The sequence below is a fragment of the Antrihabitans cavernicola genome, from assembly GCF_008297975.1.
Taxonomy (GTDB): domain Bacteria; phylum Actinomycetota; class Actinomycetes; order Mycobacteriales; family Mycobacteriaceae; genus Antrihabitans; species Antrihabitans cavernicola.
This window is the reverse complement of sequence record NZ_VLNY01000001.1, coordinates 242,885-256,911: the sequence shown is the minus strand read 5'-3', so window position 1 is coordinate 256,911 and position 14,027 is coordinate 242,885. Positions and strand designations below refer to the sequence as shown.

Below are 14,027 nucleotides of genomic sequence, written 5' to 3'. Positions count from 1 at the left end.
TCACCAATCCCTGCCGCGTTCCAGCAGATTCAGTAGGTATGTGCCATAGCCGGACTTCACCAATTGCTCGGCGCGCGTGCGCAGCCCGTCGTCGTCGATGAATCCTCGACGCCATGCGACTTCCTCGGGGACACCGATCTTGAGTCCTTGCCGCTCTTCGATGGTGCGGACGTAGTTGCAGGCGTCGAGGAGGGAGTCGAAGGTTCCGGTGTCCAACCAGGCGGTTCCGCGGGGGAGTACCTCCACCTGAAGAGTGCCTGCGTCGAGGTAGGCGCGGTTGATGTCGGTGATCTCGTATTCGCCTCGCGCAGAAGGCTTCAGATCCTTCGCGATCGCGAGCACGTCGTTGTCGTAGAAATACAGGCCGGGAACGGCGAAATTGGACCGCGGCTTGGCGGGCTTCTCTTCCAGGGAGACGGCGGTACCCGACTTGTCGAACTCGATCACGCCGTACGCGCTCGGTTCCGACACCCAATATGCGAAAACCGCTCCGCCGGTGAGCCCGTCGAAACGGGTCAGTCGCGTACCCAGGCCAGGCCCGTAGAAGATGTTGTCGCCGAGCACCAATGCGGCGCCATCGTCACCGATGTGATCGGCGCCGAGCACGAATGCCTGCGCGAGGCCGTTGGGTTCCTCTTGCACCTGATAGGTGATGCTGACGCCGAATTGTGAACCGTCGCCGAGCAAGCGGCCGAACGATTCGGCATCACCGGGTGTGGTGATCACAAGGATGTCGCGAATGCCGGCGAGGATCAGGGTGGAGAGCGGGTAGTAGATCATCGGTTTGTCGTAGACCGGGACAAGCTGCTTGCTCACGCCGAGCGTGATCGGGTGCAGCCGAGAGCCGGTACCGCCTGCCAGGATGATTCCGCGCATTCTCGAAGTCTCCCAGGCGAAGTCCCGAAAGCGAAACAGCCGCGCAATCCCAGATTCGGTCGTACATTGGCTGAGAATGTCATTGTCGACCCGAGCAGTTCTCGCTGTTCCATATTTGGAACGGGAAGCTGGGCGCTCCGGATACGAATGGGACTGAGATGTCGGTTATCGAGCGTCACGCGCAGACAGTTCGTCGCAGCTCCCAGTCGCGGCTGGCGTATGAGGCATTTCGCTGGGGCATCAAGCCGGTCGTCATGGCCGCTCCGATCAACGGTCAGAGCTTTCGCACCGCGGCGATGATCGAAGCCGTCGCGGGTCTGCGGCCACAGCCGACGGGTATCACGCGTGAGCGATTGCAGCTCAACGGATTCAGCGCCGAGGTTGTCCGCGCGTTGGGACGGGCCCGCCCCTTGGCGGATGGGACGGTGCTGTACTTCCACGGCGGCGGGTTCATGTGCTGCGGGCTCAATACGCACCGCCCGATCGTGTCTAGCATCGCCAAGCGCACCGGGATGTCGGTGGTGAGCGTTGCGTATCGCCAGCTGCCGAGGACCGACTTCGCCGGCTCCGTGCAGGACTGCGTGACCGCGTATCGCTGGCTGCTCGAGCGGGGCGTCGCCCCCGAGAAGATCGTGTTCGCAGGCGATTCCGCGGGTGGCTATCTGGTGTTCCAGACGGCCTTGGCGGCAATCGCTGCCGGACTGCCGTCGCCTGCAGGCCTAGTCGGTCTGTCGGCGTGGCTCGATCTCGATTGCACCACCAAGTTCGCGCATTCGAACGCGCGCCGCGATGTCATTGTCACCCCAGCCGTCCTCGTCGAGCTCGGCAAGTACGGGGCGGCGGTGGACGGCGTCATCGATTCTGCGTCGTCGCCGATCAACGGTGCGCTTGCGGGACTGCCGCCCGTATTGCTGATCGCCGCGGAAGGGGAGGTCCTTCGCATCGATTCCGAGGTGATGGCCGCACGGCTGACCGAGGCTGGGGTGCCCTGTGAACTTCAGATCTGGGACGGGCAGGTACACGCGTTCGTCAGCGTGCTGCCCGGGCTGCCGGAAAGCCGTAGGGCCCTTGCGGATGTCGCGCGATTCATTCGTGCTCGTATCGAGCAGGTTGTCGTCGCGCAGTCTGCATGAACGAGAAAGGGGCCCCCTGACCACGTCGTGACGTGGCAGGGAGCCCCTGGCTCAGTGTGAAGCGGTTACTTCGCGGGCTTGAAAGGCGCGTTGATCGTCGTGAAGTACTGCACTGCAGCAGCAATCGCGACCGGTGCACCGATCAGGATGGAGCCACCGAGGGCGCCGAGCGGGGCGAAGACAACCGCGCCACCGATGCACCCGATGATCGCGGCCGGAATGCCGAGTGCGGCAAGGAAGCCGAACGAACCGACTGCGGTGCCGCCACCGGCGACAACGCCACCGATGAGGCAGCCGACGCCGCCTGCGAAGATCGCACCGACGATGGCGCCGACTGCGGCACCGGTCGAGATGGTGTCCTTCAGGCGGTTCCAGGCGGCCTGCTCACGGTCGTACGGGGTCTTCCACGGCGCGGTGTCCTGGAAAGGCAGATCGACCGGGTGGAAGACGCCACGGCTGGCGTCCGGGGTGATGGTCGCGGTGTTGCCGGAGACCTTGGCGTCGATCGGCACCGAGATGTCGCCGATCTGGGCGGTCAGCGGAGTGCCGGCGATGACCTTGCCGGTTGCGTCCTTGACCTCGAAGTTGCCGTTCTCGACAGTCAGCGTGCCTGCGGCGGCCGTGATGACGGCCGACTTGCCGTTGTTGGTTGCGGAGTAGTGAACACCGGGCAGCACGTCGACGCCCAGGTCCTGGCCCGCGGGAGCGGCCGGAGCCGGGGCGGGAGCGGCGTTTGCGGTGCCACTGGCGATGCCGATCGAGGCGATCACCAGCGCCGCCGTAGCGGCGAGCTTGTTGAGCTTCATTGTGCGAGGTCCTTCGTTTCGGGCTGATCCGACAGGGACGAGCGGCGGCGACCGTTGGGGCCTGTTGCATGCCGATCGGTCGATGTGGGTTGTGCAGATGGTTTGCTCGCACCCGGTTCGACGGGTTGATATAACGATGCGTTGAAGAATGGCTGGTGTCCGGAAGGTGAACGCTTTGGATGCAGAGGTGTAACTGTCGTTACACCGCCGGTGTTCGACTCGCCGAGCCGCACCACGTGACCTGCAGATTTGCTGTCCGGCAAGCCTTCTCGGGCGTGAGGCGCAGATCACGGTGTAGCGGCGGTCGGATAACGCGGCTTGTCCAGTATGTCTCGATCCCGTCAACGGTTCGGGAAACGATCACCGTCCCAGAGCTACGAGAGCTGGGCGGGTATCGTCTCGCTAGGTACTGACACGGCGACACGACGGAGGTAACGATGCGGCTGCTCGTCACCGGTGGCGCAGGCTTCATCGGCGCGAACTTCGTTCACCAGAGCATTGCCGACCACCCGAATGTGACTGTCACGGTGCTGGACTCGCTGACCTATGCGGGCAACCGTGCCTCGCTGGACACGGTGGCGGACAAAATCGACTTCGTCCATGGCGACATCGCCGACATGGATCTGGTCGACGAACTGGTCAGCGGCGTCGATGCTGTGGTGCATTTTGCGGCTGAGTCGCACAACGACAACTCGATCGCCGACCCGTGGCCGTTCGTCCAGACCAACATCGTCGGGACATTCTCACTGCTGCAGGCGGTTCGACGCCACGATGTGCGTTATCACCACGTCTCCACTGACGAGGTCTACGGCGATCTGGAGCTCGACGATCCCGACAGGTTCACCGAATCCACGCCGTACAACCCGTCCAGCCCTTACTCCGCGACCAAAGCCTCCAGCGACATGCTGGTTCGCGCGTGGACGCGGTCGTTCGGTGTGCGCGCGACGCTGTCGAACTGTTCCAACAACTACGGGCCGTATCAGCACGTGGAAAAGTTCATTCCCCGTCAGATCACCAATCTGATCGACGGAGTGCGCCCCAAGCTGTACGGCGAAGGGCGCAACGTCCGCGACTGGATCCACGTCGACGATCACAACCGAGCGGTGTGGGCGATCCTGGAACGCGGCCGGATCGGGCAGACCTATCTGATCGGCGCCGACGGCGAGCTCGACAACCGCACCGTCGTCGAGCAGATCCTCGAGGCATTCGGCCGTGACAAGTCGGATTTCGATTTCGTCACCGATCGCCCTGGCCACGACATGCGGTACGCCATCGACTCCAGCCTCTTGCGGAACGAGTTGGGGTGGACGCCGCAGTTCGGCGATTTCGGCGCAGGCCTTGCCGCCACCGTGCAGTGGTATCGCGACAACGAGCAGTGGTGGCGACCCAAGAAAGATGCAACCGAGCAGGCGTATGTGGCGCAAGGTGAGTCCGCAGTCTGAAGTCCGCCTACTTCATCCGGTGACTGAGCAGGATGTACACCGCCCGCCGCATGAACGACGTGGCAAGCGCTTTGGCGTCGCCTAACCGCACGTCCCACTTCGAGAGCAGCGTCGGATCCGCATCGCGCAGCTTCTTGTGAAAGGCTGCGGCCTGCACGGCTTGTTGGGTCGCGAGGCGCACACTCCATTGGCCCGCGTTGATGCGAAACGCCGCCAGCGCCTTGGGGATTGCAACGAAATCACCGCGTAGCGCAACGTCGACGTAGGTGGCTTCGTCGATCAGGTACGGGTGCGTGTCGTCCCACCAGCCGACAGCCGCCAGATCACTGCGCTTCATCATCACGCAGGCAGGCTCACCGAAGATATTGGCGCCCGCGATCACGGCACTGCGTGCGGCCACCCTGCCGGAAACCAGCCCGGACAGCCCGCCCAGACCACGCGCCTTGATCACCGTGCCACCCTTGGCGTCGACCAGCTTGCGTTGCGAGGCAACCAATACCGCCGATGGGTGTTCGTCGAATGCTGCGACCTGTTCGGCGAGTGCGGTGGGGTAGATGATGTCGTCGCCGCACACCAGCTTGAGCAACTCGCCCGACGCGGCCCGGCTCACGCGATCCCAATTCCGCTTCGCGCCGCCACCGGCTTCGGTGGTGATGACGGTGATGCGGGGATCGTCCGCGTAGCGCTGCACCACGTCCAGGGTGGCGTCGTCGGAGGTGTGATCGCCGATGATCACCTCGAAGTCGTCGTAGGTTTGCGCGAGGATCGATTCGATCGTCTCGGCGATGTAGTCCGCGTTGTTGTACGCGGGAACGACGACGGATACCCGTGGACTCATCTGGTGTCTGCCCTTTTCTTCCTGTCGAAGGAGAAGTCTCGGTAGCCGAAGAAGCTGATGGTTGCGGTGACGGCCGTGATCGCGATCTGCGCCGGAATCGGCGGGAAGCCGAATACCGACACGGCCAGCGTCATCAGCGCCAGATTGATCGCGAAGGCACCGAAGTTCACCACGATGAACCGCCACAGGTCGCGCCAGAAATGCCCGCGGACCCGAAATACCAGGTAGCGATACATGGCGAACGCGCACGCTACGTTGCAGAGGTACCCGGCGACGATCGCGAAGTGGTAGCCGAAACGATCACCCAGCGCTAGTTGCCAGCCGATGAACCACACCGTGCCGAGCGCGGTATTGAACGCTCCGACCAGCAGAAAGGCGAACGCTTGATTCTTGAACAGCCGGATCAGCGGCCCGGTTTCGCCGGTCATGCCTGCCGGCGGAGTGTGGCTGCTTTCCGTCATCGAAGGCATCCCGTCATCGCGCGGTCGAGAGCGCGTCGCGCGTCGCCTCCAGCGTTGCCGCGATTCCGGACGGCAAGGTGCGAAACGTTCGGGCATCGATCTCCGGCCAGATCACCGAGCGGAGCCGCAGGTCCTGCGACTGGACGGCTGCCAACTTCGATGCAGCGAGGATGACGTTGGGTTTACGTCGAAACACCGTGCGGCAGGCACCGAGAATTGCACCGATGGTGACGGTGGTCCCGGACGCGAAGATCTTGGTCGCTGTCGCGCCCGGATGCGTGCCCGCAACGTCGAGTGCGTCCGCGACCATTTCGGCGGCGTCGGAGACGTAGAGGTAGTCGCGAAGCGTGTCCATCGGAACGTAGATCGCTACCGGCGCCGACATCAGATAACCGCGGCACAGGTGCGAGATCAACCCCTGCGGCTTCTCCAGGTTCTGGCCCGGACCGTACAGGTTGGCGATACGGCCGATCACCGTCGTCGCACCTGTCCGTCGCCCGAAGGCGTTGACGATTTCCTCTGCAGAGAGTTTGGCTCGACCGTAATCACCAAGGGGTGCAACGGGACTCAGTTCGGAAAACGGCGCACCGAGGGCTCCCGCGTATACGCCGCCTGCCGATGACGCGTGGAACACCACACCGCGGTCGGCGCGTCCGCCTGCTGCGTCGGCGAGTTCGTCGAGCACCGCGCCGAGCAAGCCGTGCTCGGCCGCGAACGCCTCGACGCTGGTGCCGTTGACACCTGCGCCCGCACACCAGACCAACCGCCACGGACCGTCGCCGACTCGCTCGATGAACCGCCGGGCATCTGCCGTCAGCACCGCGCGTGCCTGTTCCGTGCTGTGCCACGGCACCGCGCTGGTGGTGGGCAGGCTGCCGCGTCGTCCGAGTTCCCTCGTGAGCGCGCCGCCGAGCAGTCCGCCGCTCCCGACCAGCCAGGTGGGAGCGGTCATCGTCTACTCACGACGGCCGAGCGGTCCCTGCGCGGGATCGCTGACGATCAGATACGGCGGTTTGCCCATCGCCGTCTTGACCGCGACACCGACATATTCGGCGATCACGCCGAGCGAAAACAGTACGGCGCCGAAACCGAACAGCAGCACGACGATCGTCGAGGCCCAACCGCGAACCTCGTCGCCGACGTCGAAGAAGATGTATGAAATCAGCACGTACACCACGATCACCAGACCGCAGAACGAGAACAACACCCCGATCAGGCTGACCAGCCGCAGGCCCTTGGTGCCGCTGGAGAGGACCATCCGCCAGAAGTGCGAGAGGAGTGTGCGCAGCCGATAGCCCGAGGGGCGTCCCTCTTCGGCCCGCAGCGCCACCGGACTGCTCACCACCTCGCCCGCGATCCAGCCGAGGGCGACATCGAGGTACGCCTCCGATCCGGCATACGCGGCAAGGGATCGGCCGACCTCGCCGAGAACCAGGCGGTAGCTCTGGAACTTCGTCGACTCGCCGCCGGAAAGTGCCTTGGCCAGAAACCACTTCGATGTCTTGGACGCCGAATTACGCAGCGCTCCGTGCGGTGCCGGATTGGTCGGACGGGCGTAGACGACGGTGGCTTGTTCGTCCAACGCGGTGTCGAGCAGTCCGCCGATCGCGGCCGGATCGTGCTGACCGTCCTCGTCCATCGTCACGATCCATTCACCGCCGCTCGACGCCATTCCTGCCAGCGTCGCGGGATGCTGCCCGAAGTTACGGCTGAGCCAGATCGGCCGAATGAACGTGTGTTCGCGGGCGAGCGCTCGGATGACGTCGGCCGAACCGTCCGGACCGTGGTCGAAGACCAACAGCACTTCTTCGACCACCATGCGACGGCCACCCGGCGTGGACCGCGCCTGGGTCAGCGGTTCCAGTTCGGCGACGAGAGAGCCCAGCGTCCGCTCGCCCTGGTAGACCGGAATCACCACGGAGATGCGATGCGCAGGCGCGTGCGTTGCTGGGGCCGTCACAACAGGTCAGCCTATCGGCTCGGTCGGCACCGGAGCGGGAGCCGACTCGGGTGTTCGACGGGTTCGTCGACGCTGCCGGAAGTCGATCACCGTCAGTGCCGCCACCACGACAAGACCGGCGGCGATCCCGGCCAGGCCGATGCGCTGGCCCGGCGGCCGGAACGTGATCGCCAGGTCGGCATCGCGAGTTCCGGGTGGCAGGTCGACGTAGAGGAAGGTGTCGCCGAGGCCCTTCGTGGTCAGCGGTTTGCCATTCAGGGTCGCTGTGTAGCCCGGCCACGCCAGCCGGGAGAAGACTACGCTGCCACCGGTCGGCGAGCTGACTGTCGCGTGCTCGTGGTTGGCGTCGGAGGAGATCGGCGTCGCCTGCGCGTTGACCGTCGTCGCGATGCGATTGCCCTTGCCCGACACCGGGCCGTCGACCCGCTCGAGAACATAGGTGAACTTGCCGGCCTCCAGCGGCGGCGTCACCCACTTCCAGCCCAGCGGCGCAGGCTTGCGATCCGCGAAGGGGTACTGCTTCTTCTGCAGAACCACGCGATCGACCTGCATCAGATCGACGAATGTCCGACCGGTGTAGCGGTCGACCGTGAAGGCCCGTTTGTAGGCGTCCTTGCAGGTGGATCCGTCGAAGCCCATACACAGCAGCGTCCCGAACGCCTGATGACCGACGGGCGTGTAGGCGTTGGCGTAACTGAGGTTCAGATCTTTGGCGTAGTTGCCGTACACCTGCGATTGCCAAGGGATTTCTCGGCTGTGCGGGCCCATCCGGATCAGGCTGCGATCGCCCAGCTGCAGAGTGGTGCCCTGATAGTCGGGGAAACCGGCCTTGGCTGCCGATTGACTTTGTGGGAGCTGCCAATTGATCAAGACGGGCGTGTAGGTGCTCACCTGATAGAGCGCGACGGGCACGATCGAGATCAGCAGCACCCCGGCGATGCCCGCGGCGCCGAACCGCTTGGCGAAGTACAACGCCACCACTCCGGCGGCGACCATCGCGAGCCCCGCCACCAGATGTCTGCCCATGAACTGTGGACCGGACGATCCGGCGCGCAAGACCAGCACCACGATGATCAGTCCGGCCGCCAGCAGCCGCGGTTTGAGGGGTCTCAGCGTGCCGAATCGGCTGACCACCACGGCGATCAGGATCAAGGCCGCCAGCGCGACGAAGGGCAGGACTCGCGCAGGCCATCGGATCTGGCCGATGTCGCTGGGCCCCGCGGTGAACAGCAAGACGCAGACCAGGACGGCGAGTGGAGCCGTCAGTTCGCGCATCGCAGGCCCGATCGACTTCCAGGCCACGAACGCAAGTGCGGGAACGGCGAACCAGGCGATGTAGGTGATCGGGGCGACGGTCGTTTCGCCGGACCAGGATTCGATGCTGGTGACCGACGTCGGGATGGAGGCGGTGATGGTCTCGGACCACGGTGCGGTGAGGAAGTTGTCGTTGTAGACGCCGTCGGCGCCGGTTCGCCACGTCACCGCGGAGGTGAGCACGCCGGGAAGGAAGGTGATCGCGCCCGCGGCAGCTGCGGCTGCGCCGACGGTGGCCACCCGAAGCGACGGCAGCCATTTGCCGGAGTACACGCCCTCGCCGACCATCAGACAGGCGGTGACCACCCCGGCCATCAGGGCGGCGTGGACGTAGCCGACGCTGATCGCGAGGTAGAGAAAGACAAACATGGGAATCGGGCCCGACTTGCCGCGCGCATATCGGATGCCGCTTGCCCAGCCCTGGATCACCCATGCTGCCCCGATCAGCGACGTCACCCACGACGTCTGCTCGAAGTAGAGAGTGAATCCGGCGAACGGCGCGCTCGCGCCGGCCACGGCCGCCCATGCCGGATGCGCGCCGTATTCGTTGGCGACCCGGAAGATGCCCCAGCCCAGCACTATCGAGAAGAACAGCTTGACGCCTGCGGCCAGCAGGGCCATGTCGTCGACCGAGGGGGCGATGAAGTTGATCAGCATCTGGACTGGATTCCACAGCCCGCCCTGCCCCTCGACTGGGTAGTTTCCGGACATCCACTGGTCGAGCACGAGGGACGGAAAGTGCCCTGACCTCAAGATATGGCCGAGCTGGATCCAGTTGCCCACAGCGCCCGACTCGGAATCGTCGAGGTAGAAGTAGCGGTGATCGTGCAGCAGCAACGCGCCGAATCCGATGCAGACGACCGCGGCGACCGCTGCGCCCCACGCCCAGCGCTGGGTGCGCGTAGAGGTGTGACGCGTGGAGATCACAAAGCTTCCTTTTGCGTGGCAAGGCTAGCGTGGGCAACGCTTGCATTTGGTAACGACATGTGACCTTAGCTTGCGCCTCGCACTATGCCGGAATCGACGTAACCTGGCTGTATAGGGGAAAGGACCTGCACTCATGTTGCGAACAGTTGCCGGTGCGGCACTTGCCGTTGTGGCGTGCTCACTATTTTCTCTCGGCGGTGGATCGGTTGCGCAGGCCGCGCCGCAATTTCCGAACAACAGTGCCTCGCAAGGCCAATGTCAGTATCTCGCGGGCCAGATCGCCGAGTTGACGGCTCGCTCCCAGCGGGCGGACACGGCGCAGAAGGCGAATCGGCTGCAGAATCAAGCGGACCAGTTGGCTCAGCAAGCTGCCAATACAGGATGCGACAGCTAGCCGGATAACGTTCCGGTGTGAATCGCCTCGGAAGTTCCTGTCTAAAGGAAAACCCTAGTGGCGTAATGAAATTCCGTGGTGGCCGACCGCGCCGAAGCAGGGTGTACTGGATGGTGACGAAGGAGAATCACCATGATCAAGACTGTTGCCAAACTCCTGTTTCCCGCTGTGGCCGTGGCCGCGATCGCGCTCGGCGCGGCGCCGATGTCGCAAGCCGCCGAATCGCACACCGATACACCGGGGGCATGCGCAGCGATTCCGTCGCAGATCGCGGACCTCAAGGCGCGCGAGAAGACGAGCACCGATCCGCAAGAAGTCGCGACCCTGAAACAGCAAGTGAACGACCTCAATGCCGAATCGACAGAGCTCGCCTGCTGATTACTGCACCGGCAAATTTGTGACCGGTTGATATCCTCGCCGAAGCCGCGACCTGCGCCCTCGGGTCGCCTTCGAGCGAAGGATATGAACCTCATGGATCAGCCGGCATCCAACGCCGCGACCGCCGCGGAGCAGGCGGCTCCGAGCACCCTGCTGGCGGAGCATCGGGCGCCGGACCGGTTGGTGGTGGCCCGCGGTCTGTTCATCGGCCCCGCGCGGCGCATCAACGACGATCTGTATGCCGTCGTCAAAGGCAACGCGCACCGCGAGCGGCTGACGATGCAGTTGGAGAAAGGCGCGCACGCTCACACCAACACCTACTTCGGTCGGTTCGCGGCCAGCTACTGGCAGCGGTGGACCACGGCGACCGAGGTGCGGGTGTCGGTGCATCTGAAGGTGGGCAAGAAGGCGCGCATGCGGATGTTGGCATCCGACATCGCAGGTCATCGTCGGATCGTCGACAGCGTGCACGCCGACAAGTCGGGCACGTTCACCATCGATGCCCAGCTCGACATGTACGTCGACGGCGGCGCGTTGTGGCTCGAATTCGACGCCATCGGTGGCGAACTCGGCATCAGCGACGTCGAGTGGACGGTTGCGGCGCCGGAGCAGATCCGGCCGGTCGCGATCGCCATCTGCACCTTCAATCGCGCCGACGACTGCAACCTCACCATCGCCGCGCTCGCGTCCGATCCCACGGTGGTCGCGACCATCGACGCCGTGTATGTAGTGGATCAGGGCACGGACCTGGTGCAGGATCGCGATCTGTACAAGGAGACGTCGGCCAAGCTGGGCGACAAGCTTCGGTATCTCCGCCAGCCGAATCTCGGTGGTGCAGGCGGATTCACACGGGGTCTGTACGAGGTGAGTGCCGTCAACGAGCACGCCGACGTGATCTTGATGGACGACGACATTCTGTGCGAGCCGGAAACTGTGTTGCGGCTCAACGCTTTTGCGAACATGACCGTGGAGCCCACGCTGGTGGGCGCGCAGATGCTGTTCCTGCTCAACCCCGACTACCTCAACGTCGGTGCCGAAGAAGTGCACATCGGAACGCTGCAGCACGGCCAGAAGGTCGCAAAGGCGTTGCGTAACACCAGCATGCTGCGCAAGCAGCAGGAGCGCCGGGTGGACGCCGGGTACAACGCGTGGTGGACCTGCCTGATCCCTGCAGAAGTCGTCGCCAAGATCGGGCTGCCCATTCCGATCTTCTTCCAGTGGGACGACGTGGAATACGGAATCCGCGCTCGCGAAGCCGGTTTCGTCACCGTCACCCTGCCGAATGCCGCAGTGTGGCACGCGGACTTCTACTGGAAGGACTTCGACGACTGGGCGCGCTACTTCAGCACCCGCAACTCGTTGATCGTCGGCGCGCTGCACAGTGAACTGGACGCGAAGGCGTTGTCGCGCATGTTCTTCCGGCACATCTCGGAACACCTTGTTGCCATGCAGTACGGCTTGGCCTACACCACGTTGAAGGGCATCGAAGACTTCCTGGAAGGGCCGGAGACGTTGCAGGACGGCGGGATCAAGGCGATGGCTGCCATCCGCAAGGGCCGCGCCGACTACCCGGAGACCGTCAAGCATCCGGCGTCGACGGCTCCGGTCAGCTCCGCGGCATTGAGTACGCGTCGGGCCAGCGGTGAGCCGTCGATGATGAAGACGATCCTCGCCAAGCGTGCGGTCGATCAGTGGTTCGGTCGTACGCAGCACGGTTTGACCGGTGTCACGCGCGAGGACGCGCATTGGTGGCACATCTCCAACTTCGATCATGTGGTCGTCACCGATGCGTCGCAGTCGGGTGTTCGAATTCGACAGCGCGACAAGGCGAAAGCGCGTGCGCTGCTGGTCGATGCGGCCAAGCTGCTGCGTCGTTTCCGCAAGGAGGCGCCCGGTGTTCAGCAGCGCTACCGCGATGCCTTGCCCACGTTGACCAGTCGGGAGAACTGGGAACGGTTGTACGGCGTTCCGCGAGAGTGAGAGCGTCCGGGGGAATTGCCGCTGGGCTGGGGGTATTGGCCGCGGTACTGGGTGCAGCGTTCTCCTGGCGGCCGTCGTTCTGGTACGACGAGGCCGCCACCGTGTACGTGTCGCAGCGGTCGCTGCCGGACCTGGCACGGTTGCTGGCCCATCAGGACGCGGTGCACGGCGTCTACTACCTGTCGATGCACTTCTGGTTTCGGCTGTTCGGGGCGTCGGAGTTCAGTGCCCGGCTGCCGAGTGCGATTGCCGTCGGCGTCGCCGTAGCCGGTGTGGTGGTGCTGGCCGAGCTGGTCGCCGACCGTCGAGCCGCTGTGTTGTCGGGGTTGATCTGTGCAGTCTTGCCGCGCTTGACGTGGGCAGCCGTCGAAGCGCGCGGGTATGCGCTGACCGCGGCGGTTGCGGTGTGGTTGACGGTGGTGCTGCTGGTGGCACTTCGGCGCGGCCGGTGGTTCTGGTGGGTGCTGTACGCGGTGGGTGTCGCCGCGGCGATCGTGGTGTTCATGGACCTGGCGACGCTGGTGTGCGCTCATGCCCTGACCGTGCTGGTGCTGCGCCGACGCGCGTTGCTGCCCTTCGCAGGCGCCGCGGTTGTGGGTGGTCTGCTGGCCTTGCCCGCGATTCTCGAAATGAACGAACAGTCCGGTCAGGTCGGGTGGATTCCGGCGATGAACGCGACGGTCCTGCGCACCGTGTTGGTGTATCCGTGGTTCGTCGGGACAGCGGGCGCCGCAGTGCTGGCAGCGGTGATCGTCGTATACGGGCTGATCGCGAGCAGGTCGTATCGGACGTCGGAACTGCTGGCCGTCGCCGTGCCGTGGGCGGTGCTGCCGATTGTGCTGTTGGTGGCGTATTCCCTTGCGGCGGAACCGATGTACCTCGATCGCTACGTAACCTTCACCGCACCCGCGGTGGCATTGCTGGTGGGCGGCGCCATCGCCGCAGTCGGGCACAATCGGTTGGGGACGGTCGCGTTGATCGTCGCCGTCGTTGCACCGTCCGTCGGCGCGTATCTGGCCCAGCGCACGCCTTACGCCAAGCCGAGCGGAATGGACTACAGCGCGGTCGCCGACTACATGGCCGACAACGCGCATCCAGGCGACTGCGTTCTGTTCGCGGAGAAGTCGGCGTTCACGCCCACATCGGCGCGCGTAGCGGAGAACATCGCGCCGTCGGCCTTCGCGGGCTTACAGGATCCGGGTAAGGGCAAGTCGGCGGTGGCGTTGGGGTGGCTGTGGGACGAGCAGCTACCGATCGCGGCGGTCGCGGACAAGCTCGGCAGCTGCTCGGTGCTCTGGTACGTCGGCGATGTGGAGCGATCGGAACCGGCAACCATCCGTCACACCAGCAACGAGGTGTGGCATCTGCCGCCGTACCACTTCGAGGACTCGAAGGACTACCACGAGCTGGTAACGCTCGGCTTCACCGTCGATGAATCGCACCAATTCAACGTCTCGCAGGTGGTGCGGCTACGCCGCTCGTGAGGGCGGCGTCCTACAGTGCGGGGCCCTACAGTGC

13 protein-coding genes are annotated in these 14,027 nt (G+C 64.6%); 6 read left to right on the top strand and 7 right to left on the bottom strand.

The features are described from left to right. Nucleotides 1-876: a glucose-1-phosphate thymidylyltransferase RfbA gene (gene rfbA / locus FOY51_RS01305; RefSeq protein ID WP_149428394.1), complete on the bottom strand. Its 876-nt coding sequence runs from the start codon at nucleotides 874-876 to the stop codon at nucleotides 1-3. 158 nt (nucleotides 877-1,034) lie between these two features. On the opposite strand from rfbA, the gene FOY51_RS01300 reads away from it, so the two are divergent. Further along, nucleotides 1,035-2,009 carry an alpha/beta hydrolase gene (locus FOY51_RS01300; RefSeq protein ID WP_149428393.1) on the top strand — a complete coding sequence of 325 codons (975 nt, stop codon included), beginning with the start codon at nucleotides 1,035-1,037 and terminating at the stop codon, nucleotides 2,007-2,009. Nucleotides 2,010-2,074: 65 nt separating this feature from the next. Here the strand turns inward: FOY51_RS01300 and FOY51_RS01295 are convergent, their stop codons facing one another. Then, on the bottom strand, nucleotides 2,075-2,815 hold the full coding sequence (locus FOY51_RS01295) for a DUF8020 domain-containing protein (protein WP_149428392.1): 741 nt from the start codon (nucleotides 2,813-2,815) through the stop codon (nucleotides 2,075-2,077). A 437-nt stretch (nucleotides 2,816-3,252) separates the two neighbouring features. Between FOY51_RS01295 and rfbB the strand changes: the two genes are divergently transcribed. Continuing rightward, on the top strand, nucleotides 3,253-4,257 hold the full coding sequence (rfbB, locus tag FOY51_RS01290) for a dTDP-glucose 4,6-dehydratase (protein WP_149428391.1): 1,005 nt from the start codon (nucleotides 3,253-3,255) through the stop codon (nucleotides 4,255-4,257). Nucleotides 4,258-4,264: 7 nt separating this feature from the next. Here rfbB and FOY51_RS01285 read toward each other — a convergent pair whose 3' ends face one another. Genes FOY51_RS01285 through FOY51_RS01265 form a run of 5 tightly spaced genes read right to left on the bottom strand, consistent with a single transcriptional unit; the run spans nucleotide 4,265 to nucleotide 9,757 of the window. Continuing rightward, nucleotides 4,265-5,095, bottom strand: coding sequence for a glycosyltransferase family 2 protein (locus FOY51_RS01285; RefSeq protein ID WP_149428390.1), 831 nt, complete (start codon nucleotides 5,093-5,095; stop codon nucleotides 4,265-4,267). Beyond that, entirely contained in the window at nucleotides 5,092-5,556 is a 465-nt protein-coding gene (locus FOY51_RS01280) for a GtrA family protein (RefSeq protein WP_149428389.1), read from the bottom strand. Before FOY51_RS01280 ends, FOY51_RS01285 begins: the two co-directional genes overlap by 4 nt. 13 nt (nucleotides 5,557-5,569) lie before the next feature. Continuing rightward, the gene (locus FOY51_RS01275; RefSeq protein WP_149428388.1) at nucleotides 5,570-6,508 is read right to left on the bottom strand and encodes an NAD-dependent epimerase/dehydratase family protein; all 939 of its coding nucleotides are present in this window, start codon (nucleotides 6,506-6,508) and stop codon (nucleotides 5,570-5,572) included. A 3-nt stretch (nucleotides 6,509-6,511) separates the two neighbouring features. Further along, nucleotides 6,512-7,480, bottom strand: a complete 969-nt coding sequence (locus FOY51_RS01270) for a glycosyltransferase (RefSeq protein WP_149428822.1) — start codon at nucleotides 7,478-7,480, stop codon at nucleotides 6,512-6,514. Nucleotides 7,481-7,522: 42 nt separating this feature from the next. Next, on the bottom strand, nucleotides 7,523-9,757 hold the full coding sequence (locus FOY51_RS01265; protein WP_149428387.1) for a hypothetical protein: 2,235 nt from the start codon (nucleotides 9,755-9,757) through the stop codon (nucleotides 7,523-7,525). Nucleotides 9,758-9,890: 133 nt separating this feature from the next. Here FOY51_RS01265 and FOY51_RS01260 point away from each other — a divergent pair, with 133 nt between their 5' ends. The 4 genes from FOY51_RS01260 to FOY51_RS01245 all read left to right on the top strand — a co-directional run bounded on the left by FOY51_RS01260 (nucleotide 9,891) and on the right by FOY51_RS01245 (nucleotide 13,993). Then, a complete protein-coding gene (locus tag FOY51_RS01260; RefSeq protein WP_149428386.1) occupies nucleotides 9,891-10,151 on the top strand; it encodes a hypothetical protein in 261 nt (86 codons plus the stop codon). Between the two features lie 132 nt (nucleotides 10,152-10,283). Beyond that, nucleotides 10,284-10,529 carry a hypothetical protein gene (locus FOY51_RS01255; RefSeq protein ID WP_149428385.1) on the top strand — a complete coding sequence of 82 codons (246 nt, stop codon included), beginning with the start codon at nucleotides 10,284-10,286 and terminating at the stop codon, nucleotides 10,527-10,529. Nucleotides 10,530-10,622: 93 nt separating this feature from the next. Next, entirely contained in the window at nucleotides 10,623-12,509 is a 1,887-nt protein-coding gene (locus FOY51_RS01250; RefSeq protein ID WP_149428384.1) for a glycosyltransferase, read from the top strand. Further along, nucleotides 12,506-13,993, top strand: a complete 1,488-nt coding sequence (locus tag FOY51_RS01245; protein ID WP_149428383.1) for a glycosyltransferase family 39 protein — start codon at nucleotides 12,506-12,508, stop codon at nucleotides 13,991-13,993. Before FOY51_RS01250 ends, FOY51_RS01245 begins: the two co-directional genes overlap by 4 nt. Nucleotides 13,994-14,027: the final 34 nt, after the last annotated feature.

Coding starts and splice junctions, on each gene's coding strand:
- rfbA (WP_149428394.1), bottom strand. CDS start 876: ATGCGCGGAATCATCCTGGCAGGCGGTACCGGCTCTCGGCTGCACCCG.
- FOY51_RS01300 (WP_149428393.1), top strand. CDS start 1,035: ATGTCGGTTATCGAGCGTCACGCGCAGACAGTTCGTCGCAGCTCCCAG.
- FOY51_RS01295 (WP_149428392.1), bottom strand. CDS start 2,815: ATGAAGCTCAACAAGCTCGCCGCTACGGCGGCGCTGGTGATCGCCTCG.
- rfbB (WP_149428391.1), top strand. CDS start 3,253: ATGCGGCTGCTCGTCACCGGTGGCGCAGGCTTCATCGGCGCGAACTTC.
- FOY51_RS01285 (WP_149428390.1), bottom strand. CDS start 5,095: ATGAGTCCACGGGTATCCGTCGTCGTTCCCGCGTACAACAACGCGGAC.
- FOY51_RS01280 (WP_149428389.1), bottom strand. CDS start 5,556: ATGACGGAAAGCAGCCACACTCCGCCGGCAGGCATGACCGGCGAAACC.
- FOY51_RS01275 (WP_149428388.1), bottom strand. CDS start 6,508: ATGACCGCTCCCACCTGGCTGGTCGGGAGCGGCGGACTGCTCGGCGGC.
- FOY51_RS01260 (WP_149428386.1), top strand. CDS start 9,891: ATGTTGCGAACAGTTGCCGGTGCGGCACTTGCCGTTGTGGCGTGCTCA.
- FOY51_RS01255 (WP_149428385.1), top strand. CDS start 10,284: ATGATCAAGACTGTTGCCAAACTCCTGTTTCCCGCTGTGGCCGTGGCC.
- FOY51_RS01250 (WP_149428384.1), top strand. CDS start 10,623: ATGGATCAGCCGGCATCCAACGCCGCGACCGCCGCGGAGCAGGCGGCT.